This is a genomic window from Acinetobacter pengchengensis, from assembly GCF_982235305.1.
Window position 1 is genome coordinate 2,680,438 of sequence record NZ_CEVATJ010000001.1, and the last position, 15,188, is coordinate 2,695,625.

The 15,188-nt window shown below is 42.2% G+C and carries 13 protein-coding genes; 9 read left to right on the plus strand and 4 right to left on the minus strand.

The features are described from left to right. Positions 1-75: 75 nt before the first annotated feature. From AC0T5Z_RS13005 to AC0T5Z_RS13020, 4 genes are all read left to right on the plus strand, one after another. Complete coding sequence (locus AC0T5Z_RS13005) at positions 76-810, plus strand: outer membrane protein OmpK (RefSeq protein WP_435337034.1); 735 nt, start codon at positions 76-78, stop codon at positions 808-810. A 171-nt stretch (positions 811-981) separates the two neighbouring features. After that, the gene (locus tag AC0T5Z_RS13010) at positions 982-1,764 is read left to right on the plus strand and encodes a sulfite exporter TauE/SafE family protein (RefSeq protein ID WP_353675308.1); all 783 of its coding nucleotides are present in this window, start codon (positions 982-984) and stop codon (positions 1,762-1,764) included. 175 nt (positions 1,765-1,939) lie between these two features. After that, complete coding sequence (locus AC0T5Z_RS13015) at positions 1,940-3,355, plus strand: SLC13 family permease (RefSeq protein ID WP_435337033.1); 1,416 nt, start codon at positions 1,940-1,942, stop codon at positions 3,353-3,355. Between the two features lie 135 nt (positions 3,356-3,490). Continuing rightward, the gene (locus AC0T5Z_RS13020; protein ID WP_435337032.1) at positions 3,491-4,192 is read left to right on the plus strand and encodes a phospholipase D family protein; all 702 of its coding nucleotides are present in this window, start codon (positions 3,491-3,493) and stop codon (positions 4,190-4,192) included. Positions 4,193-4,268: 76 nt separating this feature from the next. Here the strand turns inward: AC0T5Z_RS13020 and parE are convergent, their stop codons facing one another. After that, positions 4,269-6,149: a DNA topoisomerase IV subunit B gene (gene parE / locus AC0T5Z_RS13025; protein ID WP_435337031.1), complete on the minus strand. Its 1,881-nt coding sequence runs from the start codon at positions 6,147-6,149 to the stop codon at positions 4,269-4,271. A gap of 14 nt (positions 6,150-6,163) precedes the next feature. After that, positions 6,164-6,748: a YqiA/YcfP family alpha/beta fold hydrolase gene (locus AC0T5Z_RS13030; protein WP_435337050.1), complete on the minus strand. Its 585-nt coding sequence runs from the start codon at positions 6,746-6,748 to the stop codon at positions 6,164-6,166. Positions 6,749-7,056: 308 nt separating this feature from the next. Between AC0T5Z_RS13030 and AC0T5Z_RS13035 the strand changes: the two genes are divergently transcribed. Then, positions 7,057-8,388 (plus strand): alpha/beta fold hydrolase, encoded by a 1,332-nt coding sequence (locus tag AC0T5Z_RS13035; RefSeq protein ID WP_291333855.1) that lies wholly within the window; start codon positions 7,057-7,059, stop codon positions 8,386-8,388. A 145-nt stretch (positions 8,389-8,533) separates the two neighbouring features. Here the strand turns inward: AC0T5Z_RS13035 and AC0T5Z_RS13040 are convergent, their stop codons facing one another. Together AC0T5Z_RS13040 and gshA are read right to left on the minus strand one after the other, a co-directional pair. Further along, positions 8,534-9,067, minus strand: coding sequence for a disulfide bond formation protein B (locus tag AC0T5Z_RS13040; protein WP_291333857.1), 534 nt, complete (start codon positions 9,065-9,067; stop codon positions 8,534-8,536). A gap of 18 nt (positions 9,068-9,085) precedes the next feature. Continuing rightward, complete coding sequence (gshA, locus tag AC0T5Z_RS13045) at positions 9,086-10,663, minus strand: glutamate--cysteine ligase (RefSeq protein ID WP_291333859.1); 1,578 nt, start codon at positions 10,661-10,663, stop codon at positions 9,086-9,088. A gap of 663 nt (positions 10,664-11,326) precedes the next feature. Between gshA and AC0T5Z_RS13050 the strand changes: the two genes are divergently transcribed. The 4 genes from AC0T5Z_RS13050 to AC0T5Z_RS13065 all read left to right on the plus strand — a co-directional run bounded on the left by AC0T5Z_RS13050 (position 11,327) and on the right by AC0T5Z_RS13065 (position 15,147). After that, the gene (locus tag AC0T5Z_RS13050) at positions 11,327-11,866 is read left to right on the plus strand and encodes a DUF924 family protein (protein ID WP_291333861.1); all 540 of its coding nucleotides are present in this window, start codon (positions 11,327-11,329) and stop codon (positions 11,864-11,866) included. Between the two features lie 45 nt (positions 11,867-11,911). Then, positions 11,912-12,487 (plus strand): CC0125/CC1285 family lipoprotein, encoded by a 576-nt coding sequence (locus tag AC0T5Z_RS13055; protein WP_291333863.1) that lies wholly within the window; start codon positions 11,912-11,914, stop codon positions 12,485-12,487. A gap of 18 nt (positions 12,488-12,505) precedes the next feature. Beyond that, positions 12,506-13,834: a DUF445 domain-containing protein gene (locus tag AC0T5Z_RS13060; protein WP_291333865.1), complete on the plus strand. Its 1,329-nt coding sequence runs from the start codon at positions 12,506-12,508 to the stop codon at positions 13,832-13,834. 158 nt (positions 13,835-13,992) lie between these two features. Continuing rightward, complete coding sequence (locus AC0T5Z_RS13065; RefSeq protein WP_291333867.1) at positions 13,993-15,147, plus strand: methionine aminotransferase; 1,155 nt, start codon at positions 13,993-13,995, stop codon at positions 15,145-15,147. Positions 15,148-15,188 lie beyond the last annotated feature (41 nt).

Genomic DNA, 15,188 nt, shown 5'->3' on the forward strand with positions numbered 1-15,188 from the left:
GTCAATAATCGAATTTTGCTTTATTTTTGCTAAGGAATCTGTATCCTTGAAACGCTTTTCTTGGGGGCTTATTTTATGAAATTTACACACATTGCTGCGCTATGCGCTCTCTCCACTGCTGCAACTTTTACGCAAGCGAATCCTATTGTATGGCAGGATTTCAGCTTGACTGGCCTTTATGGCGAAAACTATGAGGTAGGTACTGAAGATCGTACAACTCTTACTGCTGAATATGCAGCTAAACTCAAATATTCTGATGTGTTCTTCTTCGTTGACCAACAGTGGGATGGCAATGATGATGACTCAACCTATTTTGAATTAGCACCACGGTTAAGCTTGGGTGAAACTACAGGTCAAAACTTATCTTTTGGCCCAGTGAAAGATGTTCTCATTGCAACCACTTGGGAACATAATGCTGGACACGGTACCAATACTGAATTCAATAACTTCTTATACGGTATTGGATTTGCTTTAGACATTCCATATACCCAATATGCAAACATCAACTTCTATAAAGCAGAAAATGATGACCAAGAAGATGATTATCAAATGACCATCAATTATGCTGTTCCATTTAAAATTGGTTCAGAAGAGTTCTTGGCCGATGCTTTCCTAGACTGGTCTACGGCAGAAGATGACCATGCCAGCGAATTGAACTGGACTTCTCAATATAAATGGAATGTTGGCAAACACATTTCACCTAAAACTAAATTATACGTGGGTATCGAACACTCTGTTTGGAACAACAAGTTTGGAATTAAAGGCGTAGATCAAAACGATGTTAGCGCATTGGTCAAATACCACTTCTAAGCCAGCCTCATCTCTATTCAAAAAAGCAAGACTTCAGTCTTGCTTTTTTATTGGTCGTTAAAATAGTTTCAATCGTTATACATTGCTCACCAGCACGCAAGCCATTTGTACTTGGTGCAAAACTCCGCTACATTGAGTTAAATTTCAAATAAAAAGCACTGTGAACCCCACATGCAAAAAACCGATTTCATTATTCTGATGTTTTGTGCGATTGCTGCAATTTTGCATGGCATGAGTGGATTTGGCTTTCCTATGCTCAGCACCGCAGCAGTGGCGATGCTGTATCCACTCAGTACCGCAGTTGCCTTAGTCCTTATTCCCTGTTTACTGTTAAATCTATTCATGCTGCGGGGCGATACACAGCAATCTTTATTGAGCAGTTTATATGGCTACTGCAAAAAATATTGGGGCTTAATTCTCAGTGCGCTGATTGGCAGCTATTTGGGCGTCAGTTTGCTGCTGATTCTAAATGAAGGCTATTTAAAATTTACGATGGGTTTACTAATTCTGCTTTACGTGGCCGATCAATTTCGACAGCATCCTTTGCAAATTTCTGCCTCACTGAAAAATATGCTGATTTTTGGTTTTCTAGCAGGTGTGATTGGTGGTGCAACGAATGCCATGGCACCATTTCTGATGATGTATTTGCTCAGCACCCAACACAGCAAAACTGATATTGTAGTGATTAGTAACTTAAATTTTATTATTTCCAAACTCATTCAACTGGCAGTTTTATTTCCTGTCATTCAACAATTTAATCACATACAATTACAAGTTTTAGCCCTAATTTGCCTAATTTCTGTGGCAATGGTTTATGTGGGCAGCCAGATTCGTAAAAATATTTCTCAGGCTGTATTTAAGCAGATTGTATTTACTTTACTGGGTCTTATGGCTATTTACGCAATTGCTCAAGGATTATCCATCATTTTAAAACAGCCTGCATTGATGGTATAAATCATTAAAATGCACTTAACAAATGGAAAATTATTTAGATTTTTTTGGCTTAAATAAATTTTTAAACCTATAATTAAAGCTAGCTTAAAAGACAGTCTATTCAGACTGCTTCGGTCGTTTGCATCGACCAATCTTCCCTCTTTTCTTTTAATTCCTTTTGACGGAGTGAACTTCTATGGAAAATAACCATATAGAAGTGCCAGCCAGTATTAAGCGAAAAGAACTGATCAAGACCTGGGTGATTGTTGCAATTGCAGCCCTGCTCTCTTTCGGTTTATACAATGTCTTGCCTTATGACGAAAATGCGAATAAGGGTCTAAGTCTGTTGCTTTTTATTGGTATTTTATGGCTCACCGAAGCTGTACATATTACCATTACCGCGCTTTTGGTGCCGGTGCTTGCCGTAATTTTGGGCATGCCTGTAGAAAATGCCAGCAAAGTGCTTGAGCCAATTAGCACCAGCAAGGCATTGGCAACTTTTGCCGATCCTGTTATTTTCCTGTTCTTTGGTGGTTTTGCTTTAGCGACTGCACTGCACATTCAGAAACTCGATCGTAAAATTGCAATGTGGATTATTTCCATGTCGGGCGGTCACTTGGGGATTTCGGTTTTATCTATTTTTGCGGTCACTGCTGCGTTGTCAATGTGGATTTCCAACACAGCCACCGCGGCAATGATGTTACCGTTGGCACTGGGTTTGTTATCACACCTTGATGCCACCAAAGAGCGTAAAACCTTCGTTTTCATTTTATTGGGGATTGCCTACTCTGCCAGTTTAGGTGGTTTAGGTACTTTGGTCGGTTCGCCGCCAAACGCCATTGCAGCCAAAGCATTAGACTATGACTTTGCTGACTGGATGAAAATTGGTTTACCAATGATGCTGATTTTACTACCAGCGATGTTGGTCAGCTTATATTTGGTATTGCGTCCAAATTTAAACCAGAAAATTCATTTTGAAACTGAAGTCATTCCTTGGACCAAAACCCGTATTGCAACGATGATTTTATTCGCATGTACTGCCGTGGCGTGGATTTTTGGTAAAAAACTTAGCGATACCTTTGGTATTAGCCAACCCGATACATGGACTGCATTAGCTGCTGCATGTTTGGTGGTCATGCTAGGTACTGCATCATGGCGGCAAGTGGCTGAAAATACCGATTGGGGCGTGTTATTACTGTTTGGTGGTGGTTTAACCCTCAGTGCAATCTTAAAAGATTCAGGTGCATCTTTGGTATTGGGTCAAACCCTTGCCAATACCTTTGGGGATACCTCTCCATTGGTGGTGATTTTTGCGGTGACCATCTTCATTATTTTCTTAACTGAATTTACCAGCAATACGGCGTCTGCTGCATTATTGGTCCCTGTATTTGCTGCAATTGCAGACCAAATGGGTATTCCAAAAGAAATTTTAGTGGTGATTATTGGTATTGGGGCATCGTGTGCCTTTATGCTTCCTGTGGCGACGCCACCAAATGCGATTGTATTTGGTACTGGTCAAATTAAACAAAGTGAAATGATGAGTGTGGGCATGGTCTTGAACGTCATGTGCGTATTTATTATTTCATTATTCGTATATTGGTTCTTTAGTTAAGTATCAATAAAAATGGAGCACAAGATGCTCCATTTTTTTTACCTTAATTTTAGAATATTTTAATCATCAAATAATTACCTAAATAAATTCGCTATACTCAGGACTTAATAATTTAGACACGATGAGGAGGGTTAAATGGCTAAGTTTTTGAATACGAGCGCGACCAATTTTTTCTTAGAAGAACTGATAAAAAATGCCAAAGAAAGGTTAATTTTAATTAGCCCATATTTACGTTTAAATGATCGTATTAAAGAATTACTTGAAGATAAAGATCGACTCAAAATTGATATTCGGATCGTTTATGGAAAAAGCGATTTACATCCTGATGAAATAAAATGGATGCAAAAACTTGATTTTGTTCGGCTCAGTTTTTGTAAAAACTTACATGCTAAATGCTATCTCAATGAGTCTGAATGTATTATTTCCAGTCTAAATCTTTATGAATTTAGCCAAATTAATAATAACGAAATGGGCATTTTGATTCGTAAATATGAAGATCAAGATGTCTTTAAAGACGCTTATGAAGAAGCACAGCGTATTATCCGTATTAGTGATGAAGTTAGAATTAGTTTAGATGAAGTGAAAGCCGAACCAACCAATGAATCCGTCGAAGAAACCAATGACAATAATGTTGGTAAATTAACATCATCTAAACTTGCAGCAACACATAAAATGAAAACCAATGAATTATTGGCTCATTTTACCGAAAAAGGCTTCTTAAATATCAATGATGCTGGAAAGCACATACTCACTCAACAAGGCAAAGACGTAGGTGCAGAATTTAAAACTAGTCAATATGGTGGATATTTTTTATGGCCTGAAAATATTGAATTATAAAATACCAATCAAAATCACACTAAAAAGCATCCATTACTTTTTTGAAATAATGGATGCTTTTTCCAAACTAAATCAGCTAAACCGCCAAATCGGCTAAATTACCTTTCTGCTCTAACCATATTTTACGATCTGCAGAGCGCTTTTTGGCCAGCAATTTATCCAATAAACCTGCAGTAAAATGACTGTCATCTAAATCGAGTTGCACCAAACGGCGTGTATTTGGATCCATCGTGGTTTCGCGTAGTTGACTGGCATTCATTTCACCCAAACCTTTAAATCGGGTAATTTGCGGATTTTTGGTTTTGGCTTTTTTAAGCGTATTTTCCAACTCATCTTCATCTAGCGCATAATGCACATCTTTACCGTCATCAATACGGAATAATGGCGGCATGGCAACGTATAAATGCCCATCTTCCACCAAGCTTGGGAAATGTTTCACGAATAAAGCACACAGCAAGGTAGCAATGTGTAAACCATCCGAGTCGGCATCGGCCAAAATACAAATCTTCCCGTAACGTAATTCAGACAAGTCATCACTGCCTGGGTCAATCCCAATCGCAATTGCAATATCGTGTACTTCCTGTGAAGCCAAAACCTCGTCCGAAGATACTTCCCACGTATTTAAAATTTTTCCACGAATTGGCATGATCGCCTGAAAGTTTTTATCGCGTGCCTGTTTGGCAGACCCCCCTGCAGAATCACCTTCTACAATAAACAGTTCCGATTCTTCACGGGTTTGCCCCACGCAGTCGGCCAGTTTACCTGGCAAGGCTGGGCCTGAAACAATTTTTTTACGTTCTACTTTTTTCGCCGCTTTTAAACGACGACCTGCTTTAGAAATAGCCATTTCTGCCAGTTGCATGGCAATGTCAGAGTTTTGGTTCAACCACAAGGCAAAGGCATCTTTGGCGATATTCTGCATAATGCTTGCGGCTTCACGGCTCGATAAACGCTCTTTGGTTTGCCCTGAAAACTGCGGCTCTTGGAACTTTAACGATAAAATGTAGTTGACCCCATCCCAAACATCTTCGGCAGACAATTTTAAATTACGTGGCAATAAATTGCGTAATTCACAGAACTCACGTAAAGCATCGGTCACACCAGAACGTAGACCATTGACATGCGTACCGCCTTGCGCAGTCGGAATCAAGTTGACATAACTTTCCTGAATTTGCTCGCCACCTTCTACGTTCCAACAAATTGCAAATTCTGCACTAGCACGTTCTGCCTCACCTGTCGCCACAAAAGCAGGAGCAGGTACAATCTCACGATCTTCCAACTCATCCATCAAATAGTCGACTAGACCATTTTCAAACTGCCAGACAATTTCTTCATCGTTAATTTCATCAATGTAATGAATTTCTAAACCTGCAGCCAGTACCGCTTTGGCTTTTAAATTGTGCTTTAAGGCTTTTAGCGCAAATTTAGGTGAATCAAAATATTTAGCTTCAGGCCAGAAATGTACCAACGTACCCGAAGCACGTTTTGGCGCTTTGCCTTCCAAGACTTCTAAAGGTGCAGCGGCTTCGCCCTGATTAAAAGCCATTTTATACAGGTTGCCCTGACGCTGTACGGTCACTTCAACCCGACTGGACAAGGCATTCACGACAGAAATACCGACCCCGTGCAAACCACCCGAAAATTGGTAGTTGTCGGTGCTGAACTTACCGCCTGCATGCAGCTTGGTCAGAATAATTTCAATCCCGCTTTGCCCGTATTCTGGGTGAATATCGACAGGCATACCACGGCCATTGTCTTCTACCGACAAAGAGCCATCTTTATAGACTTTTACGGTAATTTTATTGGCATGCCCTGCAAGTGCTTCATCCACCGCATTATCAATAACTTCTTGCGCCAAATGGTTTGGACGTGTGGTGTCGGTATACATGCCCGGGCGACGACGTACTGGATCTAAACCAGATAAAACTTCAAGAGATTGAGCGGTATATTGAGACACGTTGTACTGTTTCCTTAGGCTAGGGAATCCGATAAAAATTGCAGTAACATCGGAATTTTGTCTGCAAAATCATCCATGGCATGATTGCCGTGCGCTTCAGTCATGATCATGGCCGAAGGCGTGGCAGCACTATAATAACGCTGTGCTTCACGATAATCCAAAACTTCATCACCTTGTTGCAATAACACCAATATTTTGTCTGCATCTTGCACAATTGGCAACGCAATGTCTGCTAAGTCATCCAATTGCGCTGCAGTTAAGCTCCAATTCGGATGTACCACATAGGGCAGCACCTCGCCAAACAAGTCCTGAAATAACTGCCATGGTCGCATAGCAGGATTGATCACAACAGCAGGTACATGATGCTGTGCGACCAGTTGTGTCGCATAAAATCCGCCTAGACTGCTGCCTACCAACGCCACTTTGGTCAAGCTTTGAATCAATCCCGAAACGTTTGCCAAAACCTCTAAAGGCGGAGCATTTAAATCGGGCAAGTGCATCTGAATATCAGGTCGATGCTGCTGTACATAAGCATGCAATAGCTGCCCTTTCATGGACAAAGGACTGCTTTGAAAACCATGTAAATAAATTAAATTCATGCGTGACATTTCTCAGCAACACCATTCAATTTTTGGCTGATACAGCACTTATTTTGCGTTTTTAATTTAATTTTCATGGAAAAATGCAATTGTTAGACAAAAAGATGCGAACATTTTGGCAGTCATCGGTATGTTACAAGTAGTTCAAGATGAACACGATAAAATAAAAGTATCGGGGTTGGTGACAATTCATCTAAAAATTTGCAATCCTGCAAATTCATGAAATGCCAGCAGACTCTTGAGTTTATACCGCGAACCCAAGTAAAAATAAAGCGTTCGGTAGATGGGAACGCAAGGGGCAACACAGTATGCCAAGTTTAACACCGCTGCATGAAACATATTGTAGATGGGACCGTACACCTCCAAGTCAAGCCGATGTATTAGAAGGCTTGGCACAGTTGGTCAGCACGCGCCTGAATGCCGTGATGAGCGATGTGATTCAAACCATTCAACGTGAAGTGTTGCTCAGCGTATTTGGCATGAGCGAACAACGCTCGCAAAAGTTTCAAAAAACTGCGACTTTTCAAAAGTTGTATAAGTTTGCCTTCAACAGCTTACAACAATATGGCTATCACTTTGTTGCGCCAGGTTTGCGTCAAATTATTGCGCAATTTCCCAACTTACATGACAAAGCACTTACGCCAAGCCTACACTTTTTAGTCGGCGTACTAAATGGCATACTGGGAGATTATCTACTCGAACAGCAAAATCCGCTCGCCTTACCCATGGTGCTCTATGACCATTATGGCGAAGTTCAACAGGGCGATTTATCTGGGCGTGTGGTAATTTTTGTGCACGGTTTATGCCGTAATCACCTCGATTGGACGACACATCAATTTGGTGGTTTTGGTGAAAAATTACTGGCACAACGTGACCATAACACCATGTTATATCTAAACTACAATACAGGACGTCGTATTTCTGCCAATGGTCGCAGCCTTGCCAATACATTAGATGATTTAATTCAGCGTCATCCTAAAATTACCAGTATTGATTTAATTGGGCACAGCATGGGCGGTTTGGTATCGCGCAGTGCGCTGTTTTACGGTAAGCAAAATTTACAGCACTGGATTCACTTGGTCGAAAATCTGGTCTGTTTGGGCTCACCACATCACGGGGCAGTTTTAGAGCGTTTTGGTTTCCATTTACAGGAAAAATTAGGTCGCTTCCCCATTGTGAAAATTGTCGGGCATTTGGTCAATATTCGCAGCAACGGCATTTTAGATTTGCGCTATGGCAGTGTGCGAGATGATGACTGGGAACACAATCAGGCACGAATTGGACAGGTAGATGACAACCGCAAACCTGCGCCTTTGCCGACCCATATTAACGCTTATTTCGTAGCAGGCAGTATTGAGTTTGAGAAAAAGCAGAACCTGACCCGCAAAATCATTGGTGATTATTTAGTCAGTATAAAAAGTGCTTTGGGGGAACATCCTAACCCACGTTTTCAATTAAAACTGCCTGAATCGCACAAAGCTGTGTTCTATGGTCTGAACCACTTCCAGTTACAATATCATCCAAGTGTGGCAGAGCAATTGGTAAAATGGTTTTATCCTGCGCATGCTGAGGTACCAGAGCAGCAAATTCATGAATTTATTGGCGATTGGTCAAGTTTAGAAGGTATTGCACTTACCTAACACAGTCCAAGCAGTTCAAAATACCCTACAACACAATGATTTTTAGATGGGTTTTTCACAGACCTATAATACCTAAACAAAAAAGCGCCATCTCAATTTTATGGATGGCGCATTTTTATCAATTCAGTGGGCAGGCTGCCCGAATTTATTTCTTCTTCACTTTGCCAAATGTTGCCGATGCCACAAACGGATAGTTACGCAGCAATTGCCATAAACTGATGACTGCCAACACGCTAAAGAAAAACAATGACCACACTGGTAAAGACTGCCCTAAGAACGTCCAGTCAATTACGGCACACTCACCTGAACCCGACAGTACTTGTTGTAATACAGCTTTCATAGGTAAAGCATCTACCAAATAATCCAGTCCTGGGCCGCAGCTTGGCACTTGATCGGGCGGTAGATTTTGCAGCCACACGTGTCGTGCTGCCACACCCACTGACCATAAAATTCCAATGCTGCCGAGCAGCGCATAAATACGCTTAACCACGTTAGATTTAGGGTTATGCACAAAGGCAATCAGTGAAACCAAGCCCAATGCAATTAAACCCACCCGCTGAAAAACGCACAGTGGACATGGTGCTAAACCTTGCACATGCTCCAAATACAATGCAAATGTCATCCCAATGACACTAGCGAAAAATAAAACACCACTTAGCTGACGATAACTCAATTGCATGTTTAAATCTCTGAGCTGTTATCTATATTGTGCAACATAGTCTGCGAAACTCAGACCCTGTGCTTGTTCAAGTTGTTGTTGTTGTTGAATAGATTGCACTGCAATTTCATCAAAATATGTTTGTGTTTCAGGACGCAACGCATGTTGCTCATAGGCATGTGCATGTTGCTGTGCCATATAACTGCCAAAGCCCCAGGTACCGCCATGTTGAATAGTATCGGCAATCATTTGGGCCGACAGGGTTTCATCGACTTCATGCAAACGTGCCATCATGTGCTCTAAAGCTTGAGAATACAGCTGCGTCGCATAACTTTGATCAAGTAAAGCAGCCAAAGGTTGCATGGCGGTGACATACCGCTGCCCCCACGCTTCTATTGGGATTTTGATATCGCCCTCTTGAATGTGCGCATTTGGCGCACGCCCACGATTGACCACTTCGGCCTGATTGTTTTCGATGATGCTTTGTTCTGCATCTAACAAGGCTGGGCTATCTTGTAACAAACAATACAATGCCAATACTTCCAAAAAGCCTGCCGTATCTTCATCTATTCCAATTGGGCTGTACGGATTGACATCTACCGCACGTAATTCGACATAGCCAATACCCCGACTGGCAAGTGCTTGAGATGGCGTTTCGCCCTCTTGTGGTACTTGTTTTGGGCGCACCAAACTGTAGTATTCATTTTCAATTTGCAGCACATGGTCATTAATTTGAATTGGCTCTCCCGTCGCATCATCTAAACCTAAGCGGCTAAATGGCAAATACGGGGTTTTTACGGCTTTTTGCAAACCATCCAAATAACCCGTTAAATCATTGTAATGAATACCAAGTTTTTTCTGCGCCGAGTTTTGATAGCCAAAGTTACCCATACGCAATGCAGTCGCATACGGTAAATACAACGTGCCTCTTAACAACGGCAGCAAATGATGTGCACGCCCTGTCATAAAACACTTACAGACCGATGGGCTTGCACCGAGCAGGAACATCACCAATGGCGTTAAACGAATAAAATTACGAATTAAACCTAAATAACGATGACTGCGATAATCTTGCAAACTCAGTGCTTTGAGCTGCTCATCGTTTTCATGTTGTTGCAAGGCGGCAAATAAATGCTCAGGGAAGGATAAATTATAATGAACCCCTGAAATGGTCTGCATACGGCGACCATAGCGCACCCCCAAACCACGGCGATACAAGGTTTTAAAGCGCCCGATATTGGAGCTGCCATATTGCGCCAGTGGGATACTGTCATCGGTTTCATCGAGCATACACGGCATGGACAGTGGCCAAAGCTTTTCACCTTCGCCCAAGTGTTGATTCACTACACTATGAATATCACGCAAATAATCCAGCGCGTGTTGAATGCTGCTTTGCGGTGGAGTAATGAACTCCATTAGCGCTTCAGAATAGTCCGTGGTAATGTGTGGATGTGTGAGTGCCGAACCCAAGGCTTGAGGATGTGCATGCTGCGACAAGAAGCCATCGCTTTGCATACGCAGACTTTCGCGTTCAATTCCGCGCAACATCCCTTGAAGCAACGCAGCATCTACCCATGCTGGTAGAACATCTTGCGCATTTGGTTCGGGTTGACTCATTACACTCTCGCTTAATCCAATACACTACAAATACGACATAAACCACAGGCTGATTTTGGGTCGGGGGTAATTTTCTCTATCATACACATGATCTGAGATGAAATTACCACCGTTCAAGTATAACTTGATTTGGCATCAGCACATGCGTTTGGGCTGTTTTTTTCTAACTAAATGATGATTTTGGGGCATACTGACCTCTTATAAAAAAGTGGTCAAGGTCAATAAATTTTAATTCCCATAAACCCACATTCATAATAACCACACGATACTCGGAAACATCATCCACAGCCTCAGCAAAAACAAGCATGGCTTTGTTTGCAGCGCAAATCCACAGTGGCTAATATTTTCAACTAAACAGGTTTTGTATTGAAAACACTGCTCCACAGAGGGTTTTCTTGCGAAGCTTCTCATTTTGCCGAATGAGAAGCTTCGCAAGGTAGGTCGAACCAAAGGTCAATCCAAAAATCCGATGAAGATGTTGCATAACTCCGTCGCAATCTTTCATCTTCTCATTCAAACAACCATCATCATAAATTTCATTCACTTTCAAATTAAAAGTGAGACTCACATGAATTTGGCAATTTTTTATCACAAAGTTGCACTATAAGACATGCTCAATTTGTGATTTTATAATCAAAAGAACAGAGCTAAATAATAAAGCGTATGAATTATCAAGATTTTTTAGATTTTTGGTTTTCTCCTGCTGCAGAACCGAACTGGTTTGTCAAAAGCGCAGAGTTTGATGCCCTGCTTGCAGAAAAATTTACCGATGTACTGCAACAAGCTGCACAAGGAGAATTATGGACATGGCGCGAAACACCCGCAGGTCGTTTAGCTGAAATTATTGTTTTAGATCAATTATCACGTAATTTATACCGCAATGACCCGCGTGCCTTTGCCCAAGATGGAATGGCCTTGGTGTTGGCACAAGAAATGATTCACTTAAAATTGGATCAAAACTTAAACCCAACTGAACGCCGTTTTTTATATATGCCGTTTATGCACAGTGAATCCAAACGTATTCATGAAGTCGCATTGACGTTGTTTGAACGTTTGAATGACCCCACCGTGTTGGACTATGAACTGAAACATAAAATAATTATTGACCGTTTTGGACGTTATCCGCATCGGAATCAGGTGTTGGGACGCCCATCTAGTGCAGAAGAGCTTGAGTTTTTAACCCAACCCAATAGCAGTTTTTAACTGGCGAGTTTGTCTTGGCTGGTTGATGTGTACAGGAGCTTTCACATGAAATATTTCCTCCTCGGTCTTGCCCTTGCCAGCAGTTTGCTGTTTACAGGCTGTGCCACGACACCCTCTAAACCACTCAGCTTTGAACAATTGGGGCAATACAGCACCACACCACTGAATGTGCAGACCTATCGGATTAGTTTTTTAGCGGGTCATAACATGAGTTTTGGCACCGCAGAAGAAATTACTTTGGTGAAAGCAGCACAAACCACGCTGCAACACGGTTTTCGCTTGTTTAAAGTTCTAGATGACCCAAGTAATCGTAGCCAGAAACCACCTAGACAAGCCGTGGTTTACCCTGCACCAAGTTACTATCCATACAGTTATTCGCCGTATGGATATTATCATCGTCGCGCACCCTTCTGGCCTGACCCATTCTATGATATGCCGCAAGTGGTCACCCTCGATCCGACTCAAGTGTCTTACACCATTCAGTGTTTTAAAGATCAAAAATCTGCACCTGAAGATGCCTTTGATGCCAGCCTGATTTTACAATCACTGGGGGCAAAATATGGTTTAAGTCCAACAGGACAACCATTAACTCCACCAAGCTCCGCCCCTGCCGCGCCCTAATGAAATAAGGATGCCTGCATGAATACAGCGTCTGACCACACTTTAGCGACCAGCTCGCAGCATACCTCTCCGAGTCTGCAACGCAGTAAACGCTTTGCGACCATTGCTTTAGTGATTGCCGTAGTGGCATGGCTGGCATTAATGCTGACCGCAAAATTACTGCCTGAATATACGTGGTTGATTCACATTCTAATGCTGTCTGCCGAAGCAGGCGTGGTGGGTGGTTTGGCAGACTGGTATGCAATTACGGTGCTGTTTCGCAACCCTTTTGGCAAAATGCCAATTCCTAAATTCTTGCGTGATCACACCGAAATTATTCCACGCAACAAAGACCGTATTGCCGAGTCGATGGGGCGTTTTGTGCAGGAAAACTTTTTATCGCCACACGTGGTACAAAAAAGCCTGCACAGCACTGACTTATCTTTAGCCGTGGGTAAATGGTTGGCGAATCCGCAAAATAATGCGCAAGTAACCCAAGTCATTCAGCAGACTGTACCGAAAATTTTTGAATTTGTCGGGCAAGAACAAATTGGGCGCTTTATTCAAAGCAACAGTGTGCAATGGGTCCGCAACACGCAGGTCAACCACTTGGCCAGTGAAATGCTGCGTGCGGTTTTGGAAAATGACTTCCATCAGGATGTGCTACAACGCGGTTTAGACCTTGCCCATGACTGGATGCTGAAACATCCTGAAAAAAGCCGTGAATTGACCCGTCAATTGTTTAAAGAACTTGGCGTGTGGAAACTGGCCAAAGGTGCGAGCTGGATTGGAATTGATGTGCAACAACGCACCATAGATTCTTTATTGCAACGGGTCGAATCTATGTTGGCAGACCCTGAGCATCCTTGGCGACAAAAAATTGAAGAAGCTGGACAACAACTGATGTTACAACTGGCAGATAACAACAGCAGTGCCAGTCTGCGTCTGAATGACACTAAAAATGCCCTGTTAGACAGTCCACAAGTCTTGAATTTTATTAGTGGTGCGGTGGTGATTCTTTGCAATGCGATTAAGGAAGATTTACAAAAACCTGATTCGGGAATTGCACAAAACTTGCGTGTTGCCATTCAGCAAGTCGGTGAAAATATTATTGCTAATACCGCAGTACGTCAGTTACTGAATGAAAAAATGAGTACGATTGCGGTGAATTTGTCAGATCAATACAGTGAAAAAGTGATTCGTTTTATTAGTGAGCGTATTCACGAATGGGACTCTCGCGAAATGATTGGCAAAATTGAAAACGAAGTCGGTGGTGATTTACACATGATTCGGGTCAATGGTGTGGTCGTAGGTGCATTTATTGGTCTAGGATTGGGGATTATCCGGGCATTGGTGGAGTTGATTTGAGATGCAAGTTTTATGATAAATCGATCTTGAGGTGTTCAATCAAAAATAACGCCTCGAACGATCTATTCAAGCCACATCAACCCCCTTTACCCCATTTGCATTCACTCCTGAAAACGCTACGATGTAAAACAAACTGCTGCCACAACCAGAACCCCACTATGCTCGATATTCACGCGAAACTGCCTGCTCAAGGTCTGAGTATTTTTAGTACGATGTCTAACTTGGCACAACAACTGAATGCCTTAAATTTATCGCAGGGTTTTCCCGACTTTCCCCCACCTGCAGCATTACTGGATGCTTTAAGCCAAGCCACACACGCAGGCTTTAATCAATATCCTTCGGGCGATGGTTACTTGCCGCTACGTGAACAACTGGCACAGCAATTTTTACAGCGTGATCAGCTAACACTTGACCCGATCAGTGAAATTACCATCACCCCAGGGGCAACACTGGCTATTTTTAGCATCATGCAAACCGTGTTACAGGCAGGCGATGAAGTCATTATTTTTGATCCAAGTTATGACAGTTATGCACCCTGTATAAAATTATTGGGTGCAAAAGCCGTTCATATTCCGCTGAATGCTCCGGATTTTCAGGTGGACTGGAATAGGGTCAAAGATGCAATTCATGCCAAAACCCGCATGATCATCATCAACACGCCACATAACCCCACAGGTACAGTGTGGTCAGCGCAAGATTGGCAGCATTTAATTGATGTTATTCAGGAACATAATATTGTGGTGCTGTCCGATGAAGTCTATGAACATTTAGTCTTTGATACGCATCAACATCGCTCTGTGTTGTCTTTTCCTGAACTGAGGGAACGTAGTTTTGTCGTAGGTTCTTTTGGTAAAACTTTTCATGTCACAGGCTGGAAAACTGGTTACTGTGCAGCGGCACCTGCCTTAATGCAGCTCTTTCGCCAAGCCTATCAATTTATTAATTTCTGCGGGGTTAGCCCTGTGCAAGTGGCACTGGCAAATTATATGCAGCAACACCCTGAACATATTGCAGAATTGGCAAAGTTTTATCAGGACAAACGTGATTTGTTTAATCAAGGCATTGCCAATTCACGCTTTCAATTCAGCCCTGCACAAGGCACTTATTTTCAAAATTTAGATTACAGCAATATCCGCCCTGACTTAAATGCTGTCAATATGTGCCATTTTCTAGCCGAGCAGCATGGCATTGTCGGTATTCCTGTGTCTGCATTTTATCAAACCCCGCCCGATGATTTACGTTTAATCCGTTTCTGCTTTGCTAAAAAAACTGAAACCTTGTTGCGTGCAGGTGAAATTTTATCAGCAATTTAAGCGGCAAAGCGCCACTAAAACGGCACTGAGTTACTGAAAAG